General features: G+C 57.1%; 9 protein-coding genes. 3 read left to right on the top strand and 6 right to left on the bottom strand.

Going from position 1 to position 17,172, the window contains the following annotated elements; all coding sequences use genetic code 11:
- Positions 1-60: 60 nt before the first annotated feature.
- The gene (locus tag RB_RS22065; protein WP_164922995.1) at positions 61-5,898 is read left to right on the top strand and encodes a DUF11 domain-containing protein; all 5,838 of its coding nucleotides are present in this window, start codon (positions 61-63) and stop codon (positions 5,896-5,898) included.
- Here RB_RS22065 and RB_RS22060 read toward each other — a convergent pair.
- The gene (locus RB_RS22060; protein WP_007324135.1) at positions 5,869-6,417 is read right to left on the bottom strand and encodes a hypothetical protein; all 549 of its coding nucleotides are present in this window, start codon (positions 6,415-6,417) and stop codon (positions 5,869-5,871) included. The genes RB_RS22065 and RB_RS22060 overlap by 30 nt on opposite strands.
- A 77-nt stretch (positions 6,418-6,494) precedes the next feature.
- On the opposite strand from RB_RS22060, the gene RB_RS22055 reads away from it, so the two are divergent.
- Positions 6,495-7,790 carry a metallophosphoesterase family protein gene (locus RB_RS22055; RefSeq protein WP_011122868.1) on the top strand — a complete coding sequence of 432 codons (1,296 nt, stop codon included), beginning with the start codon at positions 6,495-6,497 and terminating at the stop codon, positions 7,788-7,790.
- Complete coding sequence (locus RB_RS22050; protein WP_164922355.1) at positions 7,787-11,563, top strand: YhaN family protein; 3,777 nt, start codon at positions 7,787-7,789, stop codon at positions 11,561-11,563. Before RB_RS22055 ends, RB_RS22050 begins: the two co-directional genes overlap by 4 nt.
- A gap of 527 nt (positions 11,564-12,090) precedes the next feature.
- Here RB_RS22050 and RB_RS22040 read toward each other — a convergent pair.
- From RB_RS22040 to trpB, 5 genes are all read right to left on the bottom strand, one after another.
- The gene (locus RB_RS22040) at positions 12,091-13,023 is read right to left on the bottom strand and encodes an AraC family transcriptional regulator (RefSeq protein ID WP_011122864.1); all 933 of its coding nucleotides are present in this window, start codon (positions 13,021-13,023) and stop codon (positions 12,091-12,093) included.
- Positions 13,020-13,559 carry a pantetheine-phosphate adenylyltransferase gene (gene coaD / locus RB_RS22035; RefSeq protein WP_011122863.1) on the bottom strand — a complete coding sequence of 180 codons (540 nt, stop codon included), beginning with the start codon at positions 13,557-13,559 and terminating at the stop codon, positions 13,020-13,022. Before coaD ends, RB_RS22040 begins: the two co-directional genes overlap by 4 nt.
- Positions 13,560-13,565: 6 nt before the next feature.
- Entirely contained in the window at positions 13,566-14,804 is a 1,239-nt protein-coding gene (locus tag RB_RS22030; RefSeq protein WP_164922354.1) for an aminotransferase class V-fold PLP-dependent enzyme, read from the bottom strand.
- On the bottom strand, positions 14,804-15,829 hold the full coding sequence (locus RB_RS22025) for a class I SAM-dependent methyltransferase (protein WP_011122861.1): 1,026 nt from the start codon (positions 15,827-15,829) through the stop codon (positions 14,804-14,806). Before RB_RS22025 ends, RB_RS22030 begins: the two co-directional genes overlap by 1 nt.
- A 96-nt stretch (positions 15,830-15,925) precedes the next feature.
- Positions 15,926-17,149, bottom strand: a complete 1,224-nt coding sequence (gene trpB, locus RB_RS22020; protein WP_007324127.1) for a tryptophan synthase subunit beta — start codon at positions 17,147-17,149, stop codon at positions 15,926-15,928.
- Between the last annotated feature and the right edge of the window lie 23 nt (positions 17,150-17,172).

Here is a 17,172-nt window from a genome sequence, read left to right as displayed (position 1 = left end):
ACAGCTTGCAGATCCCCCAGAAAAGCATTGACGATGAGATTCCCAAGCCGCTATTCACGGATGAACGACAGTGCCCCAAAGTGCACTCGCAGAGGCAGACGTCGGTTACTGCTGGAGTCACTTGAAAGTCGGCGGTTGTTGGCGGTGGCTTCTGATTTGGTGACGATCCGTGGGCAAGTCACGGATAGCTTCATTGGAGGCGATTTCGAAGACGTTGCTCTGGATCTGTTCCGCGATGATGGCGATGGGGTGTTTGAGCCCGATACGGGGGACGTTGAAGTCAACATGGCCATGGCGGATCCCAGCGGCAACTATCAGTTCACCGGCGTCACCGCGGGTTCGTACTTCGTTTTCCAGCCCGCTCAAACCGTCAACGGTCGCACGCTGCAGCAACAGATCTCGCCGTTGATCACCGTCAACTCGACCCAGGTTGCCGGGCAAGCCTTTCAAACTATCGACTCGTTCCAAACCACTCAAAGCGTCGAAGACACGGTCACCGATGGGACCCCGGTGACGTCCTCGCAAGCCGCCGCCGAAGCCATCGGCGGTTCGCGAGATTTGATCGTCGACAAGACTCAAGGCGGCACGGGCGACATTGGAACGGTTGCCATTGGCGTCAACCAAGCCGTCTCGCCCAACTTGCTCAGCTTCGATGCCAACGGATTCGCCGACGGAAGCCGCTCGGTCATCTGGGACGGTGCCGACGATGACGCCGCAACCGTCGACGACGATGGCTTGGGAGCGATCGATCTGACCAGCGGTGGTTCCGCGACTGGATTGCGATTTGTCATTGGATCGGTGACCAGTGGCACGGCTGTGATCCGGCTTTATAGCGACGACGGAATCGCGGGCAGCAGGACTCTGGTCAGCCAAGCCACGCTGACCATCCCCGCTCTGCCAACGCAGCCCACCTCGGTGGAGTACATCCCGTTCAGTGACTTCCAAGCAGTCAGCGGAAGCGGTGCGGACCTGACTCAAATCGGTGCGATTGAACTCGAAGTCAGCGGCGGCCCCGACTACGACGCGATCGCGGATTTGCTTGGCACCGTTGGCCCCACCATTATCATCCAGAACATCGACAACGCGGGCGAAGCGGACTTGGAATTGACCAAGACGTTGATCACCACGGAACCAACATTGAACCAGAATGTGGTGTTCGATGTGGTGGTCACAAACAACGGCCCCGATCCAGCAACCGGTATCGTTGTGACCGACCGCATCCCCGCGGGAATCATCAACACGACCGGAACAACCTCCACGGGAACCTTCACCCCCGGCACGGGACTTTGGACCATCCCAAATCTCGCCGTGGGAGCGACGGCAACGCTGCGTCTGACCGGGCAACTGGACAGCTTGGATCCACAAACCAACGTCGCGGAAATCACGGCGGCGGAGCAACTCGACGCAGACAGTCCTCGCGACAACAACGTGCTGGCCGACGACGATCAAGACGCGGCGACCGTGACCGCGACACGAGTTGACTTGCAATTGTCCAAAGCGGTTTCCGACAGCCAACCCAACGTTGGTGACGAGATCACATTCACTCTCACACTGCAGAACTCATCGCTCGACACGGCCACCGACGCGACGCTCAGCACCGCAACCGGCATCTTGATCGAAGACCGATTGCCTGCGGGATTGTCGCTGGTCAGCAACACGCCCAGCGCCGGCACCTCCTTCAACACAACAACGAATCGGTGGTCGATCCCATCGCTCGATGTCGGCGGACTGGCAACACTGCAATTGGTCGCGCGAGTTGACCAAGCGGGCGACTTCACCAATGTGGCGGAAGTCTTGGCGGTCGCCCAAACAGATCGCGACAGCACTCCTAACAATGACTTGATTGATGAGGACGACCAAGACGAAGTCCTCATCCAAACACCCGTCGCAGACCTTTCGCTGACGAAGACCGTCTCAAACGAGTCCCCCACGGTCGGCGAGAACGTGACCTTCACAATCACAGTCGACAACGAAGGTCCCAACAACGCGACCGGCGTACGAGTCCAGGACAGCCTCCCAAGCGGTTTGACTTACATCAGCGATGTGACCTCCTCGGGAACGTACGATCCAGACACGGGACTTTGGACCGTTGGCGACGTGACCGCTCCCAACCCTGGCAACCCGATCCCGGCGATGCCAACCCTGCAAATCATTGCTCGCGTCGACAGCCTCGGGATCAAAACCAACTCGGCCACCATCACGGCGTCGGACCAGAGCGACCCGGACAGCACCCCTGGTGCGGGTCCTTCGACCGAAGACGACACCGATGCGGCGACCTTGACGCCCAACGCGATCGATTTGCAACTGACCAAGACCGTCACCCCGTCGCGTCCCGAACCTGGCGACTCGATCACCTACACGATCACGTTGTCCAATGCCGAAACCAGCGCAGCGATTCCCATCACAACGGCGACCAACATCCAAGTCACCGACCTGCTGCCGGCCGGGTTGATTCTTCAAGATGCACAAGTCACCGCGGGCACCCATGTCGACGCGACTGGAACATGGACGGTCGATTCGCTGGCCGCAGGAGCGAGCGAAACGCTGACCCTCACCGCGATTCTGGATCCTGGCCGCAGCGATCTGTTCGCTTCCATCACCAACACCGCGGAAATCACCCAGGCGGCCCAGTTCGATCCCGACAGCACGCCTGACAACCAAGACGCCAGCGAAGACGACCAAGCGTCCAGCGTCATCACTCCCGCGCAAGCCGATTTGTCGCTCACCAAAACCGTTGACAACGCCAATGCAGACGTCGGCGAAAATGTGACCTTCACCATCACAGCTCGCCACGACAGCGGAGATCCCTCAGGGCAGTTCATCGTTTTGGACACGCTGCCCGCGGGATTGGAATTCGTCGAAGCCACCGCTTCGATCGGCGACTACGATGAAACCACTGGCCGCTGGACCGTCCCGGAACTGGACGCTGATTCTGGTACCGCAGCCCCCTCATTCGCAACACTCGAAATTGTCGCGACAACGCTTTCACGAGGCACACTGACCAACTCGGCCGAGATCATTCAAGCCACGCTTCCCGATCCTGACAGCACGCCGGGCAACGGATTGATCGACGAAGATGACCAAGCGGACGCCAGCGTGCAGGCCGAACAGATCGATCTGGAACTGTTCAAAACCGTCGACAATCCCACGCCCCGATTGGGCGAAACGATCCAGTACGAAATCGTCGTCCGCAATGAAGGCTTGGACACCGCCACCGGAGTCATCGTCGAAGAAAACTTGCCCGCCGGGCTGACCTTCATCGATGCCACACCGACGACCGGCAGCTTCAATTCGTCCAGCGGTCGCTGGACAGTCGGCGAGTTGGCCCCATCCGGCTCCGCCACGTTGACCATCAATGCTCGCGTCAACAACAACGTGACGGCCGACTCACCGACGATCACCAACCGCACCGAAGTCATCGCGGCGGGACAAGTCGACTCGGACAGCACGCCTGACAACAACGAACCCGACGAAGACGATCAAGCCAGCGTGACCGCCCGCGTCGAGTTCATCGACTTGTCGCTGGAAAAGACCGTCGACAACCCGGCCCCCAACGTTGGTGATCGCGTCGCTTTCACGATCACATTGACCAACGATGGCGAAACCGCGACCACAAGAGACACAGCGACCAACATCGTCGTCCGCGACTTGCTTCCCGCGGGAATGACTTACGAATCGAATTCGCTCAGCGACGGTTCCTACGATTCCGACACGGGCGAGTGGACCATCGACTCGTTGGCCGACGACGCCACCGCGACATTGACGCTGTTCGCGATTGTCGATCAAGTCGGAACGCAAACCAACACCGCCGAAGTCGCTTCGGTTGATCAAGACGACATCGACTCGACGCCCGACAACAACGTCGCGGCAGAAGATGACCAAGCCAGCGCGAGCATCACCACGCCGGTCATCGATCTCTCCCTCACACAAACCGCTTCCCCTCAACGCCCCGCCATCAACGGCGAAGTCACCTTCACGCTGACGCTTCGCAATGATGGACCCGACGATGCGACAGGAATCATCGTTCGTGACTCATTGCCCGATGGTTACACCTTCACATCCTCTTCACCCGCCGGTGCGTTCAATTCCGCAAACGGACTTTGGACCGTCGGTAATTTGGCGTCTGGCGAAGAAACCACGCTGGAATTGACCGGCACGATCGGCGATGTCGAAACGCTGGAAAACCGTGCCGAAGTGATCGCGGCCGATCAAGCAGACCGGGACAGTGTCCCTGACAGTGGACTGGATGATGGCGAAGACGACACCGCCGCGGCAATCGTCACCCTCGCCAACGCCGACCTTTCACTGACCAAGACCGTCGACAACGCCTCGCCCAACTTTGGCGATGAGGTCACCTTCACAATCACCGTTCGCAACAGCGGCCCTGACCCAGCCACCGGAATTCGAGTCCGAGACTTTTTGCCCGCCGGAATGGACCTCACCGACCAAACCACATCCGACGGCACCTACTCGCCCGTCACCGAAATTTGGATGATCGACGAACTGGAATCAGGGCAGACCGCGACCCTGACTTTGACCGCGAATGTGAACTCCGAATCGTTGCAAACCAACGTGGCGGAGATCATGGCCAGCGACCAACGCGACCCCGACAGCACACCGGGCAATGGCGATACCGACCCAGCCGAAGACGACCGAGCCTCGGTGGACGTCCAAGCACAATTGATCGATTTGGCTCTCAGCAAAACCGTTGACGGCACCCGTTTTGACTTGGACGATCCGGTCGAATTTGAATTGACCGTTTCCAACACCGGCCCAACGACAGCCACCAATGTCGAGATCGCTGACTCGCTGCCCGCCGGGCTGATCTTTGTTTCGTCATCGACCGCGAACGGAGGCTACAACCCACAGTCGGGCACTTGGTCGATCCCAAGCATCCCCAGCAACGAGTCGGTCACGCTGACACTGAACGCGTCGGTAAACCGAGACGCGGTCACCGACGACATCCTTCGCGATGGCATCACCAACTTTGCGGAAGTCATCTCCGCCGACCAACCTGACCGCAACAGCGTGTTTGGAAACGGTGACGTCAACGAAGACGATGCTGACTCGGCGATTCTGATGATCGCCCGTGCCGATCTTTCGTTGACCAAATCCGTCGACATTTTCAACCCCAATCGCGGCGACACGATTCAGTACTTGGTCACCATCACGAACGCGAACAACGATCCAGCGACCAACGTGGTGGTTCGTGACATTTTGCCGCGCACATTGAACTTCCAAGATGCAACGCCAACGCAAGGCACCTTCGATGCCCTAACGGGACTTTGGACACTCGCACGATTGGAACCCAACCAATCCGCGACCTTGCAAATCAATGCCATCGTCGAACAGTCCGGTTCAGTGACCAACGTCGCCGAAATCATCCAGTCCGATCAAATCGACCCTGACAGCACGCCGGGCAATGCCAATGGTGATGAAGACGATCTCGCGTCGGTCGAGGTCACTCCTCAAGTCGTCGACATCAGCGTCACCGCTGCGGTGGACAACTTGGAACCCGAGGTCGATGACATCATCACGATCACGTTGACCGCGGCCAACGCCGACGGTGTTTCAGATGCTACCGGCGTCGTCGTCGAATCGTTGCTCCCCGATGGATTGACGTTGGTTCCGCCAGCTTCACCACAACAAGGATCTTACGACCCCGCGACGGGTCAGTGGAACATCGGCCCCTTGGCGTCCGGTGCAAGCGTTCAATTGGTTTTGACCGCACGCGTCGACACTCGCGGGTTAAAAACGTTGAACGCCGAAGTCACGCAAACCGATCAGTTCGACGTCGACAGTGTGCCGGGCAATGGCGATCCGGACGAAGACGATCAAGTCGCACTTGAGATCCGAGCCCCACGTGTCCTATCCAAGCGGTTGTTTTTGTCTCGCTGAAGCGATGCCACAACCGCTGCACGATGAACACCCGCCGCCGCATCCACCGGCGTCGGCGGTGCCGCATCCCGGGCCACACCCGGTCTGCATCAAATCACTCAGCTCGATGCTCTTGACTTCGGATTCGTAGCGGCGAACGATCGCATCGGTCAGCTCGCGGCCAAGAGCATCCGGTTCCCCTAAAAAGTGCAGCACCAGCGTCCCGCCGTCGAACAATTGGTCGACGTCCAGCAACACCGCTGACGATTCACTTTCCGCCAAAATCGCTTGGCATTCCCGAACCGCGCGAACCTTGTGCCGCTGCAAACGCTCGATCAGAAGATCGTCGTTGTGCGTGGTCGGCCGGAGAATCTCTAGCGTGGTTGGCGTGCCGTCATCGTCGCAAACCGACAACACTTCGGCCAATTCCACGCCACGTGGTGTCCGCACCAACACACGTCGGCCACGTTCGATCCGTCGCTCGGCACGAGCCAGATAGATTTCCCCCGCGAAGCCGATTCGAACATGGTGCGTTATCATGACGTTCAGTCTAGCCGTCTGACACGACGTCGTCGTCCCCAACTCGCCCGCCACTCACCCCGCCCGCAGGAAGCCCTTTGAGTCACCGCCGCATCCTTCACGCCGCCGACATTCATCTGGACAGCCCCCTGCAGAAACTCGACGCCTACGAAGACGCTCCCGTCGACGAAATTCGCGAGGCATCCCGGCGGGCACTCGAAAACATGACGGACTTGGCGATTGAAGAACAAGTCGACTTGGTCGTCATCGCGGGCGACCTCTACGACGGGGATTGGCCCGATCAAAACACCGGTTTGTTCTTTGTCAAACAAGCCACCCGCTTGGTCAACGAAAAAATTCACGTCGCCGTCATCCGTGGCAACCACGACGCCGCCAACAAAATGACGTCGAACCTGCCGCTGCCAAAGAACCCCGACGGCTCCGACATTCTGCTCAGCGAAAAGAAAGTCGACCAACGAGTTCTCGAAGACCTCGGCATCGTGATCCACGGCCGATCCTATGCCAAGCGAGCCGAAACCGGTGACATGGCCGCTGAATACCCCTCACCGATCGGCGGCATGTTCAACCTCGGCATCCTGCACACCGGTTTGTCGGGCTTGGACGGTCACGATCCCTACGCTCCCTGTTCCCCGCAACAACTGGCCGACAAAGGCTACGACTACTGGGCACTCGGCCACATCCACTTGCGCGGCGAACATCAAATCAAAGGCACCGCACCGGTTGTCTTCAGCGGCAACATCCAAGGCCGACACATTCGCGAATCGGGACCGAAAGGTTGCATCTTGGTCGACGTCGACGCTCGCAACCAAACCCAACGTCGGTTCGTCCCACTCGACGTCGTTCGCTTCGAAACGTTCGATGCCAACGCGGGCGAATGGTCACACACCGATGAATTGATGGACGCCTACGAAGACTGGATGAACGACCAACTTCAACTGGCGGAGGACCGGTTGCTTGTCACCCGAGTCATCTTGTCGGGCGAATCACGCCTGCATCACCAATGGATGCGTGAACAATCCAACCTGGAAGCGTCGCTGCGAGCCACTTCCGTCACTCACGGCCACGGACAGGTTTGGCTGGAACGATTGAAGATCAAAACCTCGGCCGAAGCCGATCGTTCCAACACCGAACAACACGATGCGAATCAAGAAGGCCCGCTGCAAAGCATCCTGTCCGTCGTCGAAGAGCTCAAATCAAGTGGAGGCGACTCAGAATGGATGGCCAACGAACTTTCGCCTCTGCTGAAAAAGCTGCCAACCGAGTTCAGCGGCGACCAAGCCCCAATCCGCTTGGACAACACGGAAGAACGTCATGAATGGATCGAAGCAGCAACGACAGAACTGCTCGCCCGACTGCAAGGAGGCAAACGATGATCATCGAACGCTTGGACCTGATCGCCTTTGGTCACATCACCAACCGCAGCCTCGATCTTTCCGCCGGCCCAAACCGGTTCCACCTGATCGTCGGCCCCAACGAATCGGGTAAATCAACCAGCCTGCGCGCCATCTCGTCTTGGTTGTTTGGAATGGCCACTCGCGCCGACGATGCCTTCCTGCATCCGGCGGCAAAACTCCGCGTTGGCGGGCGTCTAACATCATTTTCCAGTGATGGAACCGGCACTCAAAAAGTTCTCGAGTGCATTCGGCGTCGTGGTCGCAAAAACACGCTGCGTGGAGCGGACGACCAAGCTGAAATCGCCGACTCCGAATTAGCACAGATGCTCGGCGGAATCGACGAAGCCACCTTTCGCTCGCGATTTGGTTTGTCGCACGAAGAATTGTTGCTTGGCGGCGAACAAATCCTACGAGGCGAAGGCGAACTCGGCGAAATCCTATTCTCGGCGGGAGCCGGCATCGGACGCCTTCGCGAAATCTATGAACAGCTCGACTCCGAAGCCAGCGAACGCTTCAAACGCACTGGCAAAACGCCCACGATCAACAACAGTCTGCAAGAACTCGACGAGATGCGTCGTCGGCTACGCGAAGCGCAAGTCCCACCGGCTGAATTCGCAGACTTGCAAAAGCAACTGGCCGAAAAGGAAACCCAAATCCAAAGTTGGCGAGAAGAATCCCAATCACTCGCCCAACAAATCGCTCAACTGAAATCGGCCGAACAAGCCTTGCCGTTGATCCCACGCTGGAAAACGGCGACGCAAGAATTGTCTAGCGTGCAAGACGCCCCCATGCTTTCGGATGACTTCCCAGATCGACGACGCGAATGGGAACAAGAACAAAAATCGACCATCCGTTTGCTGCAAACTCTGCAACAAAACCATGCCGCTCTTACCGAGCAACTGAAACAACTCGGACACGATGAATCCATCGGACTGTTCGAGAGCGAAATCGTCACGCTTTATCGAGAACTCCCAGGGCGAGAAAAAGCCGAGGGAGAAAAGGAAACCCTGCGACAATCACTGGCGGTCCTTGAACGAGAGATGCGTTCGCAACTCCATGACCTCGCTTTCGGTGAAGTCCCGCAGGAATTTGACCAACAGGTAACTGATCCCGATGCGTTGATGCAACAAGTCGACTCGCTGCAAATCAGTGAGTCACAACGAGCCAAGATTCAACGACTGGCGAGCGAATACGAAAAACTGGTCCAACAACGCGATGACGCCTCGGATCAGCTCGACCAAGCCAAACGGGAACTGACGTTGGCCGAGGAAGCGTTGGCCGAATCTAAAACACCAACGCAGTTCCAATTGCTCGACCGCACCCTCGATGAAATGGGTGCCCCCGAACGCTGGATCGAAGCGGCACGCCGAGAACAATCGCAAGTCGAAAAACTGGCTCGCGAATGCCAGACCATTCATCGTCGATTGAAACTGGATCCATCCAGCGATGACGACGCGATTCAGTCCGCTGTGGAACTTTCGCTGCCAACGCAGTCGCAATTGACGGATTTGACGCAGGACCTCGATCGGGCTGGCAAAGAAGTCATGTTGTGCCAGCAACGTGGCCAGGAACTTCAACAAACACTCGCTAACGCGGAAGAAAAAATCGCCTCGCTGAACGCGGACGCAGGCGACCTTCCCACGCCCGAAGATCTTCGCGACGCCCGCCAGCATCGCGATAAAATCATTGATGCAATGAAGCAAGACGCGGGCACAACCTCCGCCGACCAATGGGCCGCGCAGCTTGCCGCAGCCGAACTGGCGATCCATCGCGCCGATTCGATCGCGGACATTTTCCAGTCGCAACACCAGTCGATCTATCGACGACAAGCTGCTCAGAACAACCTGGACCAACTGCGTCGGCAATTGTCCGAGCACGACTCCGTGCTTGCCACCGCGCAAGCATCACTGGCCCAAGCCCAAGAAAACTGGCAATCCATCTGGCAAGCGGCTGGCGTCCCAGCAAGTGATCCCGACACCATGCGGAGCTGGATTTCCGATCACCAAAAATTGATTGAACACTTTGCCGAGTTGCAAACCGCAATCGCCGAACGTGATCAATCACACGCTCAACTGCGACAAGCCATTTCACGTCTGCAACAAGCGTTGGAGATGGTAGGCTCCGACAACTCATCAAAGGATTCACTAGAACAAACCAGCACCAATCTTTCGCGATTGCATGACGTGGCGTTGACCCAACGTGCAGAGCACGCTCAACAACTCAAACTTCGCGAACAGCGTGAAAACAAACGCAACGAATGCCGAACTGAGATTCCCGGCTTAGAATCCAAACTGCAACGTCGACAGAGTGCCCTGGATTCTTGGGACCAACAGTGGGACGAACTGACGGCATCGCTCAAACTGACAACCAAACCCGCTCCGCAAGACGCATTGTCGATGATGGACTCGATCACACAGTTGATCGGTCAAAAGAAGCAACGGGACGACATCTCGCTTCGCATCGCATCGATTAGCAAAGAAACCGATGCCTTTGTCCGACGAGCGATCCGGCTGCGTGATTCGTTGGACTCACCGGACGTTGTCGCAAACTCCTCGACCATTCCTTCAGGCGACACCGCCGGCTTGACCGAACTGGCTGAGACGATTAACTCGGCGCACGAGCGTTTGCAACGGGAACAACGTGCTCGCAGCGCTCGAGACGAAGTTCAACAGCAGCTCAGCCAACGCGAACGTGAACTCGCGGATGCCAACGAGCAGTTGGAGCGACTCGCAATCACGCAACAACAACTTTTCGATGAAGCTCATTGTTCTGCTCCGGAAGAACTGGGCGACGTGGAAGAACGCAGCCGTCGCCGCATCCTCGCGCAGTCCAAGGTTGAGGACCTGCAATCTCAACTCGATCATTGGGCAAGCGGCCAGGATCGCGAATCGTTCATCGAATCCTTGCAGGGTCAACAACCGGCGATGATCGCCGAAGAACTTAAGCAGCTGACTGACAAGAAAAGCGAACTGGACGAAAGACTCTCGGCGTCTCAAAAAGAGCTTTGGAGTCTGAATCAAAGACTGGACGCCATCAACGGAAGCAGTGAGGCGTCCAAACTCTCGCAGCAAATGCAATTCTCACTTGGAAAACTCCAGCGGGAATCGGAAGAGTACATCCGTCTGCGATTGGCGGCGGCGATCTTGCAACGGGCCATGGAACATTATCGCAATCAAAACCAAGAACCAGTGCTGCGCGAGGCAGAATCCTTTTTCGCGACACTGACCTGTGACGAATATCAATCGTTGCGAGTCGACTACGGAGAAGGCGACAAACCATCGCTCTTTGGCGTACGAGATGGAATCGACGTGCCGGCCAACCGCATGAGCACGGGAACTGCGGATGCCTTGTATCTGGCGTTGCGTTTGGCGTCGCTAAAACACCAGTTGGCCCACGCCAATGCAATCCCGCTGATCATCGACGATTGCTTGATCCAGCTCGACGATCGCCGCGCCGCAGCGGCACTGAAGGTGTTCTCGGAACTCTCCACCACCACCCAAGTCATCTTGTTCACGCACCACGATCACTTGGTCGACTTGGCGTCCGAAACGCTTCCCGATGACGGCTACCACGTTCACCGGCTAGGAGAAGCCAGCTCAACCGCATCCGGGTCATCCGCTAGACCGGCCACTTCAGATCCAAAACCAAAGAAGAGACCTGCGCGGAAAAAGGCGTCCCCCAAAGCATCGCCGAAAAAGCCAGACGAGAGTCTCTCGCCTCCCGACACGCTGTTTGACGTGTTCTCACCGTGATTGTTTCGAGGCTTCGCCTCCGAATTATCAACAACAACTCTTCTGAAGCCGTTCACGCAAATTCGCCTCGGGATGAGCCGACGTCCTTAGGACGGAGCGGAAAACAAGTGGCGTAGGCTTCCAGCCTTTTTATACCCCACATCTCGAAACACCAAAGATTAGTGTCCGATCAGAGTGGATTAGTGTTCCGCCAGAGCGACCAAGGGAACACTAATCTCCGCTGATCGAACACTAATGGTTTTTGGGCAAGGGATGCTTGGCTTCAAAACGTCTGTATTCCTAACGCAAGCGGCTCCCAAAAGATGTGGGGTACAAAAAGGCTTCCAGCCTGTGATTGCGCGGAACACAGCCCAGAAGCCTATGCCACACTTACCTTCCAACACTTGAACTTCGCTCGCTGTTTAGCTCGAAGTGGAAACGCTGCGAACGTTGCAGAACAACACAATGCCGCCCCGGACGTGGCCGTCGTCGATCATGCGGCGAGAAGTCTTCCCAACAATAGACGGAAGCCGCCTCAAATTTCGGTCTCAGACATCTGTATTAGTCTGCTGGCGATAGGCGGCTGGTGACTGGCCGACCATGGATGTGAATCTTCGATAGAAGGTCGACAGGTCAGCGAAACCGGATTCGAAGGCAACCGACGCGATCGGCAAATCGGTTTCTTGCAACAGTTTTTTGGCGTGTTCGATTCCGAGTTCTCGCACTCGCCGCAACCAAGTGGTGCCCGTTAATTCACGAAAAAGATGGGTGAAGGTGCGGCGAGACAAATTGAGTTGGTTTGCGGCGGCATCGATCGTGGTTGCTTCCAAGAATGATGTCTGCAACTCATCGATGTATTGCTGGACGACCTCCACATCAGACGTCTGGGCAACACCGTTCGGCTCGAGATCCGCCACATCGTTGCCTTCCTTTCGATTGCAATCGAAATCGGTCACGCCTCGAAGCAAACGCCAAGCATCAATCATCATGTCGACGCCACACGAGGCCGACGACAAGTCTTGCGTGTAAACCATCCGCCGCAACGTTGAAGCGACAAAATGCGTTTGCCGACTCCCGCCCGACAGCTTGCCCGAAGCAATCTTTTCGGCGGTGACGGGCTCCGCCTTCAGTACGTTCTCGCAGATGCAGCCGACATACAAACTGGACGGCGTTCCTTCGCCATCGCAAATTCGATTCCGCTGATGCGGTGCTATTACAAATACATCGCCCGCTGAGAACTCAATGCCATGCTCATCCAAATGAAACATCCCCGCGCCACTGAGGAAGTAAACGATTTTGACAAATGCGTGCTCACGCCATTGCATCGAAAAGTCGGGAGCATGATGACTCTCCAACACCAAAACACCCCATGGCGGCAACTGCTCTGACATCGCTGTGCGAACTTGCCGGGCGCGAGTTGGCGGGGACAACTTTGAGTGTGTTGATTTTCCGGACATCAATTGGATCCCCGGAACTATCACACGGATGGAGCAGCCAGCTTGGCCCGCAGTGATGGAATGATGGGACGAGGCACAAACTTCGCCAAGTGATCGTCGTTCTCACTGAGTGCAGCAATCTGTTTCAACAACGATGAACTGACGTGCGCGAACCGTTCGTCGGCCATCAAGAACACGGTTTCGATATCCGCATCCAACTGGCGATTGGCCATCATCATCGTGAACTCACCAGCGATGTCGGTAAGCGGGCGGATACCGCGCACCATGACGCCGGCCCCCAGTGAACGAACAAAATCGACCGCCAAACCATCGAAGGTTTGAACACGGACATTGGGCAGGTGATTTGAAATGGTTTGCACCAATTCAATGCGCTCTTCCGGGTTGAACAAAGACTTCTTGTCGGCATTGATGCCGATCCCGACCACCAACGTGTCGAATAGCTTTGAAGCACGCTCGATGATGTGCAAATGCCCAAGCGTGACAGGATCGAACGACCCGGTGTACACCGCAATGGAATGCGACAACCCGCCAGCGTCGGTGTGGGAGGAATTCAGAGTCAAAACAGATCAGCTCCGCGCTGGATTGGAAGAGGAAACAGCGGGGGACGAGGCGACCAAATCGGTCAATCGTTGCAAATCCGCGTCGTCATTATAGACATGAACGCTAGCCCGAATGCCGCCACCGCGACAACTGATCACCACGCCCGCATCGAGTGCCCGAGTGCGGAAATCATCGGGCGATTCCCCCGGCACTTCGAAGGTTGTGATCGCACTGGCGTGAGGCGTCTCATCCCACGGCCCAAACAGCAACTTCGCACCAGCCTGCGTCAGCATCGAGCGAAGACGCTGAGCACGTTCCAAAACGCGATTTCCGATCGCATCGGCGCCGAATCGCTGCGACACCGCCGTAAACATTTGCAAACTGGCCGCAAACGCGATCATCCCCGATTGGTTCAGCGAACCGCCCTCGAAACGAGATGCGTCCTCACGCAACTCAAATTTGGATCCTGAGAACAGGTGAGCGTTTTCAACACTCTTCCATCCCACGGTCGGACACCGAAGCGAATTCAGATGACGTTGACGAATCACCGCCACCCCAGCTCCTTCGGGTCCCAGCAACCACTTGTGCCCATCCGCGGCAACGAAGTCGACATCGCAACTCCGCATGTCGAGCGGGTACATGCCCAAACCCTGGATCGCATCGAGGAACACGAGCACACCACGTGAATGTGCTTCTTTCACCAAGTGACCCAGATCCACCCGAAAGCCGCTGGCGTAACCAACCCAACTGACCGAGATCAATCGCGTGCGATCATCGACTTGAGCCATCAAGTCAGCGACTTCGACGCGTCCATCGCGACGCGGAACGATTCGAATCTCGACGCCGCGAGATTGCTGGTTCAGCCACGGATACAGGTTGCTAGGAAACTCGCCCTCCGGAACAACCATGTTGTCACCGGGTTTCCAATCCAATCCTTCGGCAACCAAATTGATCCCCGTGGTGGTGTTGGGAACCAAAGTGACTTCTTCCTTCTCGCAATGAATCAAATCCGACGTCAAGTCTCGCAATTGATTGACGGCGTTGGACCAATCCATCCAGTGGACGTCCCCGTGCGACGCCGCAACGTCAGCGAACGAACGAAGGGCTTCCGCAGCGGGCTGACTGATCGGAGCCACGGCCGCATGATCAAAGTAGGCCCAATGCTTGGTCACCGGCATTCGGTCTCGCCACCACGACCAAGGATCGTCACCCAGATCTGATCCGATCGACGTATTTGTGCCTCGCGACGAAGGCTTGGAAACCATCACGGCTTGATTCCGGTCATCAGTCCCAAACCAACACGACTGGCGGCGATGAAGGTGAACTGGATCGACTCCAGTCCGGCGTCTTTCATTCGCTCCTGAGCCTCTTTCAGCTCGGGTACCGCACCACCTTCGGTTTCGATCCCAATCCGCAACGCTTCGATCGACTCAGCCAGACTTGGGCGGTTCGGTCCTTCGAATGAATCAATCACGATCACTCGACCGCCCGGCTTCACCGCGGATGTCGCTCGTTGCAACATCAAACGAATTTGATCAGGCGAGTAGCTGTTGAGTCGTTGAGCGATCAAAACATGATCGAACTGCCCCTCAGGAAGTTCGGCTGTGAGCGCGTCGCCTTCGATAGATTCAAAGCGATCGCCCAATTCAATCGAATTGGCCGTTGCCATGGCGGCTTCCAAAGCGCCGGGGTGATCGACCAACGTGACACGAAGTTGCGGGTCGCGATGAGCCGCCGCACAGCTCCAAACCGCCGAACCACATCCCAGGTCGAGCAAGGTTTGGGGTTCTGATTCTTCAGAACTTAAGACCGTGCCTTCCCCTTCCTCGCTGCCGTCTTCTGCCGGTGTTGGACCAAAGTCCAAGATCTCAGCAGCCTGCATCGCCGCGGGAGTGTGCACCCACTGAGTCGCAGCAATCGAATCAAATCGGCTTTGCGGCACGTCGGTATCGACCGACGATTGCGATTCTGATTTCAACGCTGCCGAAGCGTTCTTCCAAACCGCATCACCCAGGTCCGCGTCGTATTGGCACAACAATCGAGCCACCGAAGAGATCGCGTAGTCCTCTGCGTACTTCTCGATGATGCCCACTGATGTCAGCGGTCGCAGCAACAGCAACAATCGCGACTCGGGCAAACCGGTTCGTTCGGCTAACACTTCAAGTGTTTTTTGGCCTTCTAATAACGCGTCGAACAAACCGAGCTCACGGCCGGTTCGCAACACATGCGAAGTCGCGTTGATGGTCATCAATTCCTGGTAGTGATCCAGGGTACGGTCTTGGGCAGACATACAATCAGAGAAGAAGAGTCAAACGGGCAGATGGAGTGGGCAAGGGGTCAGCACGAGGCCTGCATCACCGCCCCAATACCAACGAGGTTCAGTGGTTCACCACTCTTCGCCGCGAAGACGAGCGATTTCCATCGAGTCCTTGTCGCCTCGGCCGGACAAGCAAATCACCAAGTGTTCTTGGTCCGACATCTTGCCCGCGATCTCGATGGCTTTGGCCACCGCATGTGAGGTTTCAAGTGCCGCGAGAATACCTTCGCTGGATGCCAATCGTTCAAACGCGGTCAACGCCTCGTCGTCACGACAATCGATGTAGTCAACGCGTTTGGTGTCTTTCCAATAACTGTGTTCTGGACCAACACCGGGATAGTCCAACCCTGCGCTCATCGAATGGACGTCGCACGTTTGCCCATCCTCGTCTTGCATCACATAGCTGTAACTGCCGTGCAAGACACCGGGGTTTCCATAAGACAATGGCGACGCGTGATCGCCGGGCGTTGCTGATCGACCGCCGGCTTCGACACCGACCATTCGAACACCTTCGTCTTCCACAAACGGATAGAACATGCCGGCCGCGTTGCTGCCACCGCCGACGCATGCGACGACGCAATCAGGCAAACGCCCAAATGTGTCTCGGCACTGCTCGCGGGTTTCGCGACCGATCACCGATTGGAAATCGCGAACCATCATCGGGAATGGGTGCGGACCGATCACGCTGCCGATGATGTAGTGGGTGTCCTCAACCGAAGACATCCAGTCTCGCATCGCTTCGTTGACGGCATCACGCAGCGTCCGCGAACCGGACTCGACGGCCGAGATATTGGCACCGAGCAACTTCATGCTGAACACATTGGGTTTCTGCCGCCGGATGTCTTCCGCACCCATGTAAACGGTGCAGGGCAGACCAAAGTGCGCACAAGCGGTCGCCGACGCCACGCCGTGTTGTCCGGCACCCGTTTCGGCGATCACTCGGGTTTTCCCCATTCGCAACGTCAGCAACGCTTGCCCGATCGTGTTGTTGATTTTGTGAGCACCGGTGTGGTTGAGGTCTTCGCGTTTCAACCAAATTTGGGCTCCACCAACCGCCGACGACAACCGTTTGGCGTGATACAGCGGGCTGGGGCGACCGACGAAGGTCTTCAGCAATCCATCCAATTCACGCTGGAATTCCGGGTCCCGCTTGGCCTTCTCGTACTCTTCGGAAAGCTCATCGAGTGCCCGCGTGAGTGTCTCGGGAACGAAACGGCCACCAAAATCGCCAAATCGCCCGCGGGGATCGGGAACTTGGGCGGAGGCGTGTTGCTGCGACGGGGCGGTACTCATGAGGTAGTTTCAGCGGGAAAAAC

It is taken from the genome of Rhodopirellula baltica SH 1 (assembly GCF_000196115.1).
GTDB classification, from domain to species: domain Bacteria; phylum Planctomycetota; class Planctomycetia; order Pirellulales; family Pirellulaceae; genus Rhodopirellula; species Rhodopirellula baltica.
Note: the sequence above shows the minus strand (reverse complement) of the source record. Positions and strands in the feature narration are given on the sequence as shown.

Coding starts and splice junctions, on each gene's coding strand:
- RB_RS22065 (WP_164922995.1), top strand. CDS start 61: ATGAACGACAGTGCCCCAAAGTGCACTCGCAGAGGCAGACGTCGGTTA.
- RB_RS22060 (WP_007324135.1), bottom strand. CDS start 6,417: ATGATAACGCACCATGTTCGAATCGGCTTCGCGGGGGAAATCTATCTG.
- RB_RS22050 (WP_164922355.1), top strand. CDS start 7,787: ATGATCATCGAACGCTTGGACCTGATCGCCTTTGGTCACATCACCAAC.
- RB_RS22030 (WP_164922354.1), bottom strand. CDS start 14,804: ATGGTTTCCAAGCCTTCGTCGCGAGGCACAAATACGTCGATCGGATCA.
- RB_RS22025 (WP_011122861.1), bottom strand. CDS start 15,829: ATGTCTGCCCAAGACCGTACCCTGGATCACTACCAGGAATTGATGACC.
- trpB (WP_007324127.1), bottom strand. CDS start 17,149: ATGAGTACCGCCCCGTCGCAGCAACACGCCTCCGCCCAAGTTCCCGAT.